This is a genomic window from Serratia sp. SM04 (assembly GCF_040280225.1).
Classification (GTDB): Bacteria; Pseudomonadota; Gammaproteobacteria; order Enterobacterales; family Enterobacteriaceae; genus Serratia; species Serratia sarumanii.
Genome location: NZ_JBEOQT010000022.1, coordinates 169,218 through 182,346 on the forward strand (window position 1 = coordinate 169,218; position 13,129 = coordinate 182,346).

General features: G+C 62.2%; 11 protein-coding genes. 5 read left to right on the forward strand and 6 right to left on the reverse strand.

Translation table 11 applies throughout. The features are described from left to right. Nucleotides 1-16: 16 nt before the first annotated feature. From dcuR to ABTW55_RS21475, 3 genes are all read right to left on the reverse strand, one after another. On the reverse strand, nucleotides 17-736 hold the full coding sequence (dcuR, locus tag ABTW55_RS21465; RefSeq protein WP_060420629.1) for a two-component system response regulator DcuR: 720 nt from the start codon (nucleotides 734-736) through the stop codon (nucleotides 17-19). After that, nucleotides 729-2,342, reverse strand: coding sequence for a sensor histidine kinase (locus ABTW55_RS21470; protein WP_060420632.1), 1,614 nt, complete (start codon nucleotides 2,340-2,342; stop codon nucleotides 729-731). The genes dcuR and ABTW55_RS21470 overlap by 8 nt, the downstream gene beginning before the upstream one ends. 125 nt (nucleotides 2,343-2,467) lie before the next feature. Next, a complete protein-coding gene (locus tag ABTW55_RS21475; RefSeq protein ID WP_060420635.1) occupies nucleotides 2,468-3,310 on the reverse strand; it encodes a class I fructose-bisphosphate aldolase in 843 nt (280 codons plus the stop codon). Between the two features lie 484 nt (nucleotides 3,311-3,794). On the opposite strand from ABTW55_RS21475, the gene ABTW55_RS21480 reads away from it, so the two are divergent. From ABTW55_RS21480 to ABTW55_RS21500, 5 genes are all read left to right on the forward strand, one after another. Next, the gene (locus ABTW55_RS21480) at nucleotides 3,795-4,724 is read left to right on the forward strand and encodes a sugar ABC transporter substrate-binding protein (RefSeq protein WP_033638124.1); all 930 of its coding nucleotides are present in this window, start codon (nucleotides 3,795-3,797) and stop codon (nucleotides 4,722-4,724) included. Between the two features lie 75 nt (nucleotides 4,725-4,799). Next, the gene (locus tag ABTW55_RS21485) at nucleotides 4,800-6,284 is read left to right on the forward strand and encodes a sugar ABC transporter ATP-binding protein (protein WP_033646419.1); all 1,485 of its coding nucleotides are present in this window, start codon (nucleotides 4,800-4,802) and stop codon (nucleotides 6,282-6,284) included. 15 nt (nucleotides 6,285-6,299) lie between these two features. After that, a complete protein-coding gene (locus ABTW55_RS21490) occupies nucleotides 6,300-7,340 on the forward strand; it encodes an ABC transporter permease (protein ID WP_025160279.1) in 1,041 nt (346 codons plus the stop codon). A 64-nt stretch (nucleotides 7,341-7,404) separates the two neighbouring features. Next, nucleotides 7,405-8,325, forward strand: a complete 921-nt coding sequence (locus tag ABTW55_RS21495) for a sugar ABC transporter substrate-binding protein (protein WP_033653836.1) — start codon at nucleotides 7,405-7,407, stop codon at nucleotides 8,323-8,325. Nucleotides 8,326-8,464: 139 nt separating this feature from the next. After that, the gene (locus ABTW55_RS21500; RefSeq protein WP_060420638.1) at nucleotides 8,465-9,229 is read left to right on the forward strand and encodes an SDR family oxidoreductase; all 765 of its coding nucleotides are present in this window, start codon (nucleotides 8,465-8,467) and stop codon (nucleotides 9,227-9,229) included. Between the two features lie 29 nt (nucleotides 9,230-9,258). Here ABTW55_RS21500 and lhgO read toward each other — a convergent pair whose 3' ends face one another. Genes lhgO through ABTW55_RS21515 form a run of 3 tightly spaced genes read right to left on the reverse strand, consistent with a single transcriptional unit; the run spans nucleotide 9,259 to nucleotide 13,120 of the window. Beyond that, a complete protein-coding gene (lhgO, locus tag ABTW55_RS21505; RefSeq protein ID WP_060420641.1) occupies nucleotides 9,259-10,449 on the reverse strand; it encodes an L-2-hydroxyglutarate oxidase in 1,191 nt (396 codons plus the stop codon). Further along, a complete protein-coding gene (locus ABTW55_RS21510) occupies nucleotides 10,449-11,168 on the reverse strand; it encodes a FadR/GntR family transcriptional regulator (RefSeq protein ID WP_033638129.1) in 720 nt (239 codons plus the stop codon). The genes lhgO and ABTW55_RS21510 overlap by 1 nt, the downstream gene beginning before the upstream one ends. Beyond that, nucleotides 11,165-13,120, reverse strand: a complete 1,956-nt coding sequence (locus ABTW55_RS21515; RefSeq protein ID WP_060420644.1) for a TRAP transporter permease — start codon at nucleotides 13,118-13,120, stop codon at nucleotides 11,165-11,167. The genes ABTW55_RS21510 and ABTW55_RS21515 overlap by 4 nt, the downstream gene beginning before the upstream one ends. Nucleotides 13,121-13,129: the final 9 nt, after the last annotated feature.

Sequence of the window (13,129 nt, forward strand, 5' to 3'; positions counted from 1 at the left end):
CAGCGCCCGGCGTCGTTTAGGCCGGGCGGCAATGCTCCTTCAGCATGGCGATCGCGTCCGGTTTCAGCTGATACAGATAGACCGGGCGGCCGGTGGCGCCGTACAGAATACGGGTGCCGAGAATGCCGCTCTCCGCCAGATAGATGAGGTACTTGCGGCAGGAGACCCGCGAAATGCCGATGGCGTTGGCCAGATTGTCGGTGGAAAACTCGTTATCGTGCTGCTGTTCGATCCACTCGCACACCGTGCTCAGGGTGATGCTGGTCAGCCCCTTCGGCAGCTTTTTGTTCTCCTGGCCGCCGGGCTGGCGGCGCAGCAGGCTGTCGACGTCGGCCTGCGAAAACTCGCGCTGCGCCAACAGCTGCGACTGCTGCCGGTAGTGGCTCAGCGCCTCCTTGAAGCGGCTGAACTGGAACGGTTTGATCAGATAATCCACCACCCCGTAGTGCAGCGCTTTTTGCACCGTGTTCACGTCGCTGGCGGAGGAGATGATGATCACGTCGGTCTTCTCGCCGAGCTCGCGCAGGCCGGGCAGCAGATCCAGCCCGTTCTCCTGCTGCATGTAGATATCCAACAGCACCAAATCGATGCTGACGCCGGCATCGGCCAGTAGCGCGCGCGCCTGGCTCAGAGTGGCGACCGTCGCCTGGCAGTGAAAACCGCCGACCTGGCTCAGGTAGTATTTGTTCAGCTCCGCCACCATCGGGTCGTCGTCGACAATCAGTACGTTAATCATGAGTTCTGCTCTTGGCCTGATAGGGAAGGTGCACGAAAAATTGGGTCAGCTCGCCCGGTTCGGACTCGAAATCGATGCTGCCGCCCAGTTTCTCCAGATGGCTGCGGATCAGCGCCAGGCCGATGCCGCGTCCCGTTCCCTTGGTGGAAAATCCGTGTTCGAAGATGCGCGCGCCGATCGCCGGATCGATGCCGGGGCCATCGTCGCTGACGATACAGTGTAATTGATCGTCGTGATGATGGAAGCTCAGGCCGATCTCGTGGCCCTCAACGCCGTCGATGGCGTCGATGGCGTTTTCGATCAGGTTGCCGAGCACGCTGATCAGCACATGCGTGGTTTCCGCATCGTCGGTTTCCGGCAGCAGGCTGGTTTCCTCGATGGTCAGTTCAACACCGGCTTCGTGGGCGCGGCTGATCTTGCCGATGAAGAAGCCCGCCACTTCCGGCGAGTGGATCTTGCGCAGCAGCGCGCCGATCTCTTCCTGATAGTTGCTGGCGGTATTGATGATGTAGTTTTCCAACTGCTGATAGGCCTTCATGTGCAGCATGCCGAGTATCACATGCAGCTTGTTCATAAATTCGTGCGACTGCACCCGCAGCGCATCGGCGTAGTGCGCCATGCCGCTCAGCCGCTGCAGCAGGCGGCTGACCTCGGTCTTGTCGCGGAAGGTGGCGATGGCGCCGGTCACCTGGCCGTTGACGATCACCGGCACGGTATTGGTCAGCAGTTCGCTGCCGTTGAAGCCGATCTGCCGATCGCGCAGCGGTTGGCCGCTGGCCAGCACCTCCGCCAGATGCAGCTGCGCCGGCCAGTGCTTGCTGGCGGCTTCCAGCAGCAGGTTTTCCACCGGGCCGCTCTGGCGCAGCAGGCGCTTGGCTTCGTCGTTGACGATGGTGATGCGGGATTCGTTATCGACCGCGATCACGCCTTCTTTAATCGACTGCAGCATGGCGTTGCGCTGTTCGAACAGGTTGGAGATTTCGTAAGGCTCGAAACCCAGCATGATGCGCTTGAGCGCGGAGACCAGGAAGAAGGTGCCCAGGCTGCCGACCAGGGCGGCGAAGGCGATGGTCCAATAGATGATCCAGCGGCTCTCCGCCACCACCCGCTGCACGGTGTCCAGCGCGATGCCGAGCGCCACCACGCCGATTTGCTGTTTCTGCGCGTCATACACCGGCACGAACACCCGCAGCGCCGGGGCCAGCGTGCCGCGGTTGATGGCGCTGTTGACGTGGCCTTGCAGCGCGGGCGCCAGATCGTCGCCGATAAAATGCTTGCCGATCAGCCAGGGTTTGGGGTGCGAATAGCGGATGCCCTGCATATCCACCACCACCACGAACAGCAGCTCGTTTTGATGGCGCACCTGCTCGGCGAAGCGCTGAATGGCGCCGCTTTGGTCACGCTGCTGCAGGCCGTCGACCACGGTGCTGGAGAGCGCCAGCGTATTGGCGACGGCGATGGCTTTCTGCTGCAGCTGATCTTGCCCCTCGCGGCTCATCTGCACGAAAAACAGCGCGAACACCACCAGCAGCACCGAAGCGATGATGGCGGACACCATCAGCGTGATGGAGGTGCTCAGCTTGAGCGGCACCCGTTGTTTTGGCATGGCGGTTCTCCGAATGGCGATATCACGGCGTATTCTAGCGAGGAATGAGGCAAGCTGCAGTTACCGGCAGCAGGTTATAGCATGCTGCCGGGGTGCGGGGGGCTTATTTTAGTTACAAAAGCGGGTCACTGCTGGTGGTAGATCTCCAGCGCCTGTTGGCCGCTGGCGCCCTGATGGATGATTGCCATCAACGCGCGCACCACCTGCGACGGATTGCTGTGTTGATAGACGTTGCGGCCGTAAACCATGCCGGAGGCGCCCTGGGCCATCAGCGCGGCGGATTTCTCCAGCACCGGCCCCAGCTCCCCCTTGCCACCGCCGCGCACCAGCGTCGGGCAGCGCGCCGCTTCCACCACGCGGTGGAAGTCTTCCACCCGATCGGTCGGGTCGGCTTTGATGATGTCGGCGCCCAGCTCGCGCGCCAGCCGCACCAGCGGCACGATCTTCTCCACGTTGCCGAGCGAGCCGTAGGCGGCGCCCTGGCCGGCCGGCGCCATCACCAGCGGTTCGATCATCAGCGGCATGGCGTAGCGATCGCAGGCGTGGCGCAGGCGGCCGATGTTCTCCACGCACTGGCGGAAAATGCCGGGCTCATCCGGGATCATATACAGATTGACCACCACCGCGGCGGCGTCCATTTGCAGCGCCGCCAGGATTGGCGCCTCCGGATTGTGCAGCACTGCCCACATCTCGCGGTGGCGGGCGGCGTTATAGGCGTTGCCGACGTCGGTGCGCATCACCAGCGCCGGTTTTTCGCGCTGCGGCGCGCGCTGCAGCAGATCCGCCTGGCCGTAGTTGACCTGAATGGCGTCGGGGCGCGCGGCGATCAGGTTGCCCATCACCCGTTCGATATCTTCCAGGCCGATCAAGAAATCCGGTTCGTTGGCGATGCCGTGATCGATCGCCACGTCCAGGCACTTGCCGTTGTTGAACAGGCGGTTCATCCGCACCTTGCTGCTGAGCTGCATGTCAGGTCCTCCTGAGATAGGGATATGTCCATTATTGCCGAGTAAGGATGGTCGGGAAACGCGGAAACCGCAAACTGCGCGGCCGCTCGCAGTTTTTGCCGGCGCACGAAAGGGGAACGCTCGCCAGCGGCTTGCACTTCATTTGTTAGATCCGTGTCATGTTTTTGTTAATAAGCCATTCCAAAATGCATGTTTCGCTTGTTTGGGTTAAAAAGTTTCAATAACCTCAATTATGAAATAAACATTTAAAAAAGCGGTAAAGACGCCGTTTGTTGTGCCAGGGGTTTATTTCAATTGGTTGTTTTTAATCTGTTTTGAGACATCGATCACCATTTTTACAACGGCCTTGATACGGCGATAACGCGGTAAATTCGCCGTATCAAAGGGATAACACCGACCGTATTGTTGTTTGAATGTAAAAAATATTTTTCATTAGCTGTCAACCAACAGACCTCTTCATTCTAACGATTAAAGGGTAACGAACATGAAGCTGAAGAAACTGATCGCCGCCTCGGTACTGATGTGCATGCTGCCGGCCAGCGTGCTGGCGAAAGACATCAAGATCGGCGTTTCCATGGCTTACTTCGATGACAACTTCCTCACCATTCTGCGCCAGTCGATGCAAAACAAAATGAAGGCCGACGGCAACGTCAGCGGCCAGTTCGAAGACGCCAAGGGCGACATCGCGCAGCAAATTCAACAAATCGAAAACTTCGTCAGCCAGGGCGTCGACGCCATCATCCTCAACCCGGTGGATACCCAGGGCGTCAAGCCGATGATCAAGCTGGCCGAGAAGGCCAAGATCCCGCTGGTGTTCGTCAACCGCAAGCCGGAAGTGGCGCTGCCGGCCGGCATGGCCTACGTCGGCTCCGACTCCAAGCTGGCCGGCAAGCTGCAGATGGAGGAACTGGCCAAGCTGATGAACGGCAAGGGCAACGTGATGATCCTGATGGGCGAGCTGTCGAGCGAAGCCACGCGCGACCGCACCCGCGGCGTGGAAGAGGTGGCGGCCAACTACCCCGGCATCAAGATTATCGATAAGCAAACCGCCAAATTCTTCCGCAAAGAGGCGGTAGACGTCACCACCGACTGGATTTTGTCCGGCCAGCAGATCGACGCCATCGCCTCCAACAACGACGAAATGGCCATCGGCGCTATTTTGGCGCTGAAGCAAGCCAAGAAATCCGGCGTGCTGGTGGCCGGCGTTGACGGCACGCCGGACGCGCTGGAGTTCATCAAGAAGGGCGATCTGGCGCTGAGCGTGTTCCAGGACGCCAAAGGCCAGGGCGAAGGCGCGGTGCAGACCGCCGTTCAACTGGTGAAAGGCGAGAAAGTGGAGAGCAACGTGCTGATCCCTTACCAACTGATCACCCAGGCCAATTACCAGCAATTCGCCGATAAAAACAAGAAATAAGCCTTGAAGCCCGCCGCGGGCGCCGGTGTGGGGCGAGCGCGGCGGAAAACGTGGGTCAGTGCGGAGGTAAGCGGTATGTACCCTTATGTTCTTGAGGCCGAAGGCATCAGCAAGCAGTTCCCCGGCGTCAAAGCGCTGGATAAGGTCTCGATTAAAATCAAACCCGGCAGCGTGCACGCGCTGATGGGGGAAAACGGCGCGGGCAAATCGACGCTGATGAAATGCCTGATCGGCATCTACCACCCGGACGAAGGCTCGATCAAAATCAAAGGCCGGCCGGTCACCTTCAGCGACACGCTGCAGGCGCTGCATTCGGGCATTTCCATGATCCACCAGGAGCTGAACCTGGTGCCTTACATGACGGTGGCGGAAAACATCTGGCTGGGGCGCGAGCCGGCGCGGCTGGGGTTCGTCAACCACGAACAGCTGAACGAACAAACCCGCGAGCTGCTGGCGCGGCTGAACATCAAACTGCAGCCGGACACGCTGGTGGGCGAGCTGAGCATCGCCAATCAGCAGATGGTGGAGATCGCCAAGGCGGTGTCCTATAACGCCGACGTGCTGATCATGGACGAACCAACCTCGGCGCTGACCGAAGGCGAAGTGGTGCACCTGTTCGCCATCATCCGCGAGCTGCGCGAGCAGGGCAAAGGCATCATCTATATCAGCCACAAGATGGACGAGATCTTCGCCATCACCGACGAAGTGAGCATTTTCCGCGACGGTACCTTCATCGCCTGCGACAAAACCGAAAACCTGACCAAACAGTCGCTGATCACCATGATGGTGGGGCGCGAACTGACGCAGATGTTCCCCAAATTCAACAACAATATCGGCGAGGAAGTGCTGCGGGTGGCGGGGCTGCGCCGCAGCGGCTGGTTCCATGACGTGTCGTTCAGCGTCAAGCGCGGCGAGATCCTCGGCGTCGCCGGGCTGGTGGGCGCCGGGCGCAGCGAAGTGATGGAAAGCCTGTTCGGCATGCACCCGGCGGACGGCGGCGAGATTTTTATCGAAGGCCAGGCGGTGAAGGTGGATTCCCCGGCGAAGGCGATCGAGAGCGGGCTGGCGTTCCTCACCGAAGACCGCAAGAAATCCGGCCTGTTTCTGGTGCTGTCGGTGGTCGAGAACATGAGCATCGTCAACCTGTCGGAATACATCGGCAAGAACGGTTTCGTCAGCCACGTGCAGATGGCCAAAGACTGCATGGAGCAGATTAAAAAGCTCAACATCAAAACGCCGACCATGGATCAGATCATCAATAACCTCAGCGGCGGCAACCAGCAGAAGGTACTGATCGCGCGCTGGCTGCTGGCGCAGCCGAAAATCCTGATCCTCGACGAACCGACGCGCGGCATCGACGTGGGGGCGAAAGCGGAAATCTACCGCCTGATCAGCGAGCTGGCCAACCGCGGCGTCGCCATCATTCTGGTTTCCTCCGAGCTGCCGGAGATCCTCGGCATGAGCGACCGGGTAATGGTGATGCACGGCGGCCGCATCACCGGCATTTTGGACAAAGACGATGCGGACCAGGAGAAGATCCTGGCGCTGGCCTCAGAATAACGAAGGGTGAACACCATGAGTAACGTAAAGATTGAGAAGCCGCTCTCCGCCGATTCAACGGGCAAGGGAACGCTGTTCTCCGGGCTGAGCGGCAAAATGCCGAAGGATACCGGCATCTTCATCGTGATGATCGGCATCGCGCTGATCTTCGAAATCCTCGGCTGGTACATGCGCGATCAGTCGTTCCTGCTGAACCCGAACCGCCTGCTGCTGATCGTGCTGCAGGTGGCGATCATCGGCATCATTGCGGTGGGCGTCACCCAGGTGATCATCACCACCGGCATCGATCTCTCCTCCGGCTCGCTGATTGCGCTGACCGCGGTGGTGGCGGCCAGCCTGGCGCAGACCTCGGACAGCATCTCGCCGATGTATCCGGGGCTGCTCGATCTGCCGGCGGCGATCCCGATCGGCGCGGGGATCGGGGTGGGCATCGTCTGCGGCTTTATCAACGGCTTCCTGATCACCCGCACCGGCATTCCGCCGTTCATCGCCACGCTGGGGATGATGGTGTCGGCGCGGGGCTTGGCGCAGTACTACACCAAGGGTAACCCGGTCAGCTTCCTGTCGGACGGCTTCACATCGATCGGCCAGGGCGCAATGCCGGTGATCATCTTCCTGGTGATTGCGGTGATCTTCCATATCGCGCTCAAGCACACCCGCTACGGCAAATACATCTACGCCATCGGCGGCAACATGACCTCGGCGCGGGTCTCCGGCATCAACGTCAACAAGTACCTGGTGACGGTTTACACCATCGCCGGCGGCCTGGCGGGGTTGGCGGGCGTGGTGCTGGCGGCGCGCGTCAGCAGCGGCCAGTCGAGCATGGGGATGTCGTATGAGCTGGACGCCATCGCCGCGGCGGTGATCGGCGGCAGCAGCCTGATGGGCGGCGTCGGGCGCATCACCGGCACGCTGATCGGCGCGGTGATCCTGGGCCTTATCAAAAGCGGCTTCACCTTTATCGGCGTCGACTCTTACATTCAGGACATCATCAAGGGCGTGATTATCGTCGCCGCCGTGTCGATCGACATGCGGCGCAACCGCAAAAAACACTGATTGCCGTGAATTGCCGCCGGCGCCAGGGTTGGCCGGCGGCTTTTTTTTACCTGGGGGGCACATCATGAACTACCTGAAAGGGCTGTGGCTGGCGGTGGCGCTGTGCGCGTCTACCCCGGCATGGGCGCAAACCATCGGCGTGTCGATGGCCTATTTCGACCAGAACTTCCTCACCATCATCCGCCAGGCGATCGACAAGGAGGCCAAGGCGCGCGGCATCACCGTGCAGTTCGAGGACGCGCGCGGCGACGTCGGCCGCCAGACCGATCAGGTGCAGAGCTTTATCAGCGCCGGGGTGGACGCGATTATCGTCGATCCGGTCAACTCGGCCAGCACGCCGGTGATGACCAAAATGGTGCAGGCCGCCGGCGTGCCGCTGGTGTACGTGAACCGCACGCCGGGCGATGCCAAACTGCCGCAGGGCGTGGTGTTCGTCGGCTCCGACGAGCGGGAATCCGGCACGCTGCAGATGGAAGAGCTGGCGCGGCTGGCCGGCTATCAGGGCAACGTGGCGGTGATGATCGGCAACCTGACCGACGCCGGCGCGCTGCAGCGCACCAAAGACGTGGAGCAGGTGGTGAGCAAGTACCCGAAAATGAAGGTGGTGCAGAAGCAGAGCGCCAACTATTCACGCAGTGAAGGCATGGATCTGATGATGAACTGGCTGACCAACGGCGAAGCGATCGACATCGTCGCCGCCAACAACGACGAGATGGCGATCGGCGCAATCATGGCGCTGCAGCAGGCGGGCAAGGCGGACAGGAAAGTGCTGATCGGCGGCATCGACGCCACGCCGGACGGCCTCAAGGCGCTGGCCTCCGGCAAGATGCAGGTCACGGTGTTCCAGGACGCGGTCGGCCAGGGCAAAGCCTCGGTCGATGTGGCGCAGCGCATGATCAACGGTGAAAAGCTCGAACCGTATTACTGGATCCCGTTCGAGCTGGTGACGCCGGCCACGATGCAGAAGTATGCGGCCAGGCCGTGAGTTAACCGTCAGATTCGCGTTGCCGGGGCGCTGCTTGCAGCGCCTTTTTTATGGGCGTCAGTTACATGTCCGCTTGCGGCCAGCGCGGCGCCGGATCTTGCTTCACACTGAGGATCTTTAAACCGTGTGAGGATGAGCGATGAATGCATTAAACGGCAAGGTGGCGGTGATCGGCGGCGCCAGTTCGGGGATCGGCAAAGCGGCGGCGCTGCTGTTCGCCCGCCAGGGGGCTGCGCTGGTGTTGGGCGCGCGGCGCGAGCCGCTGTTGGCGGAGCTGGTGGAGGACATTCGGCGCGAGGGCGGCCGGGCGCTTGCGGTGGCGGGCGACGTGCGTGACGAAGCCTTCGCCGAACGGCTGACGGCGACGGCGGTCGACGAATTCGGCGGGCTGGATATCGCCTTCAACAACGCCGGCACCTTGGGGCCGCTGGGGCCGTCGCTGGCGTTGAGTGCCTCAGAGTGGCGCGAGGTGTTGGAAACCAACCTGTCCAGCGCCTACTACGGCGCCAAATATCAAATCCCCGCCATGCTGGCGCGCGGCGCGGGCTCGGTGATTTTCACCTCCACCTTCGTCGGCCACACCGCGGCGTTTCCCGGTACGGCGGCCTATGCGGCCGGCAAGTCGGGGCTGATCGGCCTGACGCAGGCGCTGGCGGTGGAGTTCGGCGGGCGCGGCATTCGGGTGAACGCGCTGCTGCCGGGCGGCACCGATACGGCGATGGGCCGGCAGATGAGCCATACCCCGGAGGCGTTGGCGCAGGTGGCCGAACTGCACGCGCTGAAGCGGCTGGCGATGCCGGAGGAGATCGCGCAGGCGGCGCTGTATCTGGCGTCTGACGCTTCTTCATTTGTCACCGGCACCGCGATGCTGGTGGACGGCGGGGTGTCCATCCAGCGCGGCTGAGGCCACGGGCGCCGTGGCCTCAGTGGGCGTCAGAAAGCGGACAGGTGGCGGCTCACGATCTCGCGGCCGATCTCCAGCGAGGCAGTCGCCGCCGGAGAAGGGGCATTGCATACGTGCAGCGAGCGTTTACCCTGCACGAAATGGAAGTCGTCCACCAGCTTGCCGTCGGCGGTCAGCGCCTGGGCGCGCACGCCGGCCGGGCCGGGGCGAATATCCTGCTCCTGCAGCGCCGGGATCAGCCGACGGGCGTTCTCGGCAAAGCGGCGGCGCGACAGCGAACGGCGCATTTCCGCCAGCCCTTCGCCGAGGTAGTTGCCGGCGATTTTCCAAAAGCCGCGATAGCCGAGCACCTCGCTCAGATCGCGCAGGCTGAAGTCGCATTTGCGGTAGCCTTCGCGTTTGAAGGCCAGCACCGCATTGGGGCCGACGTCGCGCTTGCCGTTATACATACGGGTAAAATGCACGCCGAGGAAAGGGAAGTCCGGGTTGGGAACCGGGTAGATCAGATGGTTGACCAGGTGGTTTTTCGTGTCGTCCAGCACATAGTATTCACCGCGGAACGGCACGATCTTCATGCCGGTTTCGTAACCGGCCAGTTTGGCGATGCGATCGCTGAACAGCCCCGCGCAGTTGATCAGCAGTTTTCCCTCGAAGGTGTCGCCGGCGGCGGTGACGGTGACGCCGCCGGCGTGTTCGCGGATGGCCTCAACCTGATGGCCGTAGGCGATCTCGCCGCCGCGCCGCACGATGATCTCCGCCAGCTTGGCGGCCACCTCCGCGTAGTTGACGATACCGGCGTCGGGCACCAGCAGCGCTTCAAGGCCATTGACGTGCGGTTCGCGCTCCCGCAGCTGCGCCTGCGACAGCCGGGTGACCTGCAGGCCGTTTTGCAGGCCGCGCTGATAGATGTTCTCCAGCCGATCCAGTTCGTTTAGCTGGGTGGCGACAATCACCTTGCCGCATTGGTCGTGATACAGGTCGTGTTCGCGGCAGAAGGCGAACATGCTGCGGTTGCCCTGTTTTGCCAACTGCGCTTTCAGGCTGCCGGGCGCGTAGTAGATGCCGGAATGCACCACGTTACTGTTGTGGCCGCTTTGGTGCGCCGCCGGGCCGCGCTCTTTTTCCAGGATCAGAATGCGCCGCTGCGGATCCGCTTCCTGCAGCGCATTCACCACGCCGAGCCCCACCAGGCCGGCACCGATAACGATCGCGTCGTACATCACGGCTCTTGCTCCTCGTTTTCCAGGCGGCGTAATTTGCCGCGTACGTTGTTCAGATGGCTTTGCATGGCGGCGGTGGCCGCCGCCGCATCGCCGTCGCGAATGGCGATAAATACCCGCTCATGTTCGTCGATCACCCGCTGGCGCTCGGCCTGCCGCCCTAGGTTTTTGCTGAGCGAGTACACCAGCACCCCCAGATACAGCTCGTGCATGTTATCGAGGATCTGCACGAAAAACGGGTTATGCGAAGCCTGCATGATGGCGCGGTGGAACAGGTAGTCCTGCCGATAGCCGATCTGGCCGTCGTTCAGCGTACAGTCACGAAAGGCGAGGTGCGCCTGTTCGATCGCCTGCAACTCCTGTTCGGTGCGGCGCTCGGCGGCCATGCGCGCCGCCTGCTGTTCCATGACTTCGCGCATTTCCAGCAGCGCTTCCACCTCGCGGCGATCGGCTACCTCCATCACCAGCGGTTCGTATTTGCTCAGCAGCGAATGCTGTTCCACCCGGTGGCCGCCGCCCTGGCGTGAGGAGATGATGCCGCTGACCTCCAGCACGCCGAGCGCCTCGCGCACCGGCACCCGGCTGACGCCGAACGCGTCCGCCAACACGTTTTCCGACGGCAGCTTCTCGCCGACCGGAAAGGTGCCGTCGTTGATGCCGGCTTTCAACTGCGCCAGCACCTGATGAGAGGCTTTCTGGCGCGTGACCTTGCGGATCATGACGCGCCTCCCGGCAGCGCGGCGCGCTGTTTATAGCGCAGCAGGTGCATGGCGGCGGCGGCGGCGATCAGGGCCGCGCCGCCCAGATCGGTCATCAGGCCCGGTTTGATCAGTAAAATCGCCGCCGCGGTAAACAGCACCCGCTCCAGCCAGTGGGTCTTCATCAGCCAGAAATTGGCGCTGGCGATCGACAGGGCGTAGATCCCCACCAGCGCGCTGATCACCATATGCAGCACCGACAGCGGGTTGAGATCGTCGCCCTGCATCAACAGCATCGGGTTGTAGACCAGAATGAACGGGATGATAAAGCCCGGCAGCGCCAGGCGCACCGCGTCCCACGAGGTTTGCATCGGATCGGCTCGGGCGATGCTGGCGGCGGTGTAGCTGGCCAGCGCCACCGGCGGCGTGATGTTGGACAACGCGCCGAACCAGAACACGAAGAAATGCGCCGCCAGCGGCAGCACGCCGGCTTTGATCAGGATCGGCGACACGGTCACAGCCACCACGATGTAGAGCGCGGTGGAGGGTAGCCCCATGCTGAGCACGATGCACACCAGCATCACCACCAGCAGGATCATCCACAGGGTGTTGTCGGTCATGGCGACGATGTTGAACGCCAGCGTGGAGCCGATGCCGGTCATGGTCACCACGCAGATGATCACGCCGATGGCGGCGCAGGCGATGGTGACCTGGATCGAGCCGCGCGCCGCGTCGTTCAAGGCCAGCGCGATTTTTTTCGGCGTCATGCGCACCGAACTGTCGGGGGTGAGCCAGCTGGCGACGATGATAGAAATGATGCCGAGGAAGCCGGCATAGATCGGCGTTTTGCCCAGCAGCAGCGTGCCGATGACGATGACGAGCGGCAGCAGCAGCAGCCCGCGCGCCTTCAGCACCGCGCGAACCTGAGGGATGTTCTCCTTGTTGATGCCCTTCAGGCCCTGTTTCTTGGCCTCCAGGTCGATAGCCATGATCAGCGCGGCGTAATAGAGCAGCGCCGGCACGATGGCGGCGATGACGATGGTGGTGTATGAGATGCCGAGGAAGCCGGCCATGATAAACGCCGCCGCGCCCATGATGGGGGGCATGATCATGCCGCCGGTGGAGGCGGTGGCTTCCACGGCGCCGGCGAAGCGGGACGACAGACCGATGCTTTTCATCAGCGGAATGGTGAAGGTGCCGGTGGTGGCGACGTTGGCCACCGCGCTGCCGCTCAATGAGCCGGTCAGTGCCGACGAGATCACCGCCACCTGGGCCGGGCCGCCGCGGCGGCGTCCGGCGGCGGCCAGCGCCAGATCGTTGAACAGCGCGGTTGCGCCGCTGACGCTGAGAAAGGCGCCGAACAGAATAAACACCACGATGGCGGTGGAGGCGGTGGACAGGGTGATGCCGAAAATCCCCTCGCTGGTCATGAACAGCCGATACAGCAGGCGTTCCACCGAGAAGCCCCCGTGGCCGAAAATGCCCATGAAGTACTGCCCGAACAGCGCATAGAGGATGGCGAAAGTCGCCAGGCCGGGGATGAAATAGCCGGTGGTGCGCCGCGCGGCTTCGAACAGCACGCCGATACCGATCGCCGCCATCACATAATCGGTGGCGTTGGGGATGCTCTTGCGCACCACGTGCAGATCGACGTAGTTAACGTAGAAATAGCCGTAGCTGACCAGCGTCAGGATGATGAACAGATAGTCCCAGCGGTTGAAACTGCGGGTGGCGTGCCGGGCCGAGAAGGGGAACAGGATAAAGCCCAGGATCAGAATGCCGCTCAGGAACGTGGTGTTGCGGTAGAACTCCTGCGTGTTGGACAGCGCGTTGGCGTAGATGGCATAGGCGGAAATGGCGATCGCCAGGACGGTTGCCAGCTGCAAATAGATGCCGCTCAGCGGCCGGTTGCCGGCGCCGGCTTCCTTGTCCAGATCGACGGCGGGCTGCGGTGAAGAAGGGTGAGTGCTCATACGTCCTCC

What these genes read in the sequence shown, in the direction of transcription:
- ABTW55_RS21490 (WP_025160279.1), top strand. Translation starts at nt 6,300, where the DNA reads ATGAGTAACGTAAAGATTGAGAAGCCGCTCTCCGCCGATTCAACGGGC.
- ABTW55_RS21485 (WP_033646419.1), top strand. Translation starts at nt 4,800, where the DNA reads ATGTACCCTTATGTTCTTGAGGCCGAAGGCATCAGCAAGCAGTTCCCC.
- ABTW55_RS21470 (WP_060420632.1), bottom strand. Translation starts at nt 2,342, where the DNA reads ATGCCAAAACAACGGGTGCCGCTCAAGCTGAGCACCTCCATCACGCTG.
- ABTW55_RS21495 (WP_033653836.1), top strand. Translation starts at nt 7,405, where the DNA reads ATGAACTACCTGAAAGGGCTGTGGCTGGCGGTGGCGCTGTGCGCGTCT.
- ABTW55_RS21480 (WP_033638124.1), top strand. Translation starts at nt 3,795, where the DNA reads ATGAAGCTGAAGAAACTGATCGCCGCCTCGGTACTGATGTGCATGCTG.
- ABTW55_RS21510 (WP_033638129.1), bottom strand. Translation starts at nt 11,168, where the DNA reads ATGATCCGCAAGGTCACGCGCCAGAAAGCCTCTCATCAGGTGCTGGCG.
- ABTW55_RS21475 (WP_060420635.1), bottom strand. Translation starts at nt 3,310, where the DNA reads ATGCAGCTCAGCAGCAAGGTGCGGATGAACCGCCTGTTCAACAACGGC.
- dcuR (WP_060420629.1), bottom strand. Translation starts at nt 736, where the DNA reads ATGATTAACGTACTGATTGTCGACGACGACCCGATGGTGGCGGAGCTG.
- ABTW55_RS21500 (WP_060420638.1), top strand. Translation starts at nt 8,465, where the DNA reads ATGAATGCATTAAACGGCAAGGTGGCGGTGATCGGCGGCGCCAGTTCG.
- lhgO (WP_060420641.1), bottom strand. Translation starts at nt 10,449, where the DNA reads ATGTACGACGCGATCGTTATCGGTGCCGGCCTGGTGGGGCTCGGCGTG.
- ABTW55_RS21515 (WP_060420644.1), bottom strand. Translation starts at nt 13,120, where the DNA reads ATGAGCACTCACCCTTCTTCACCGCAGCCCGCCGTCGATCTGGACAAG.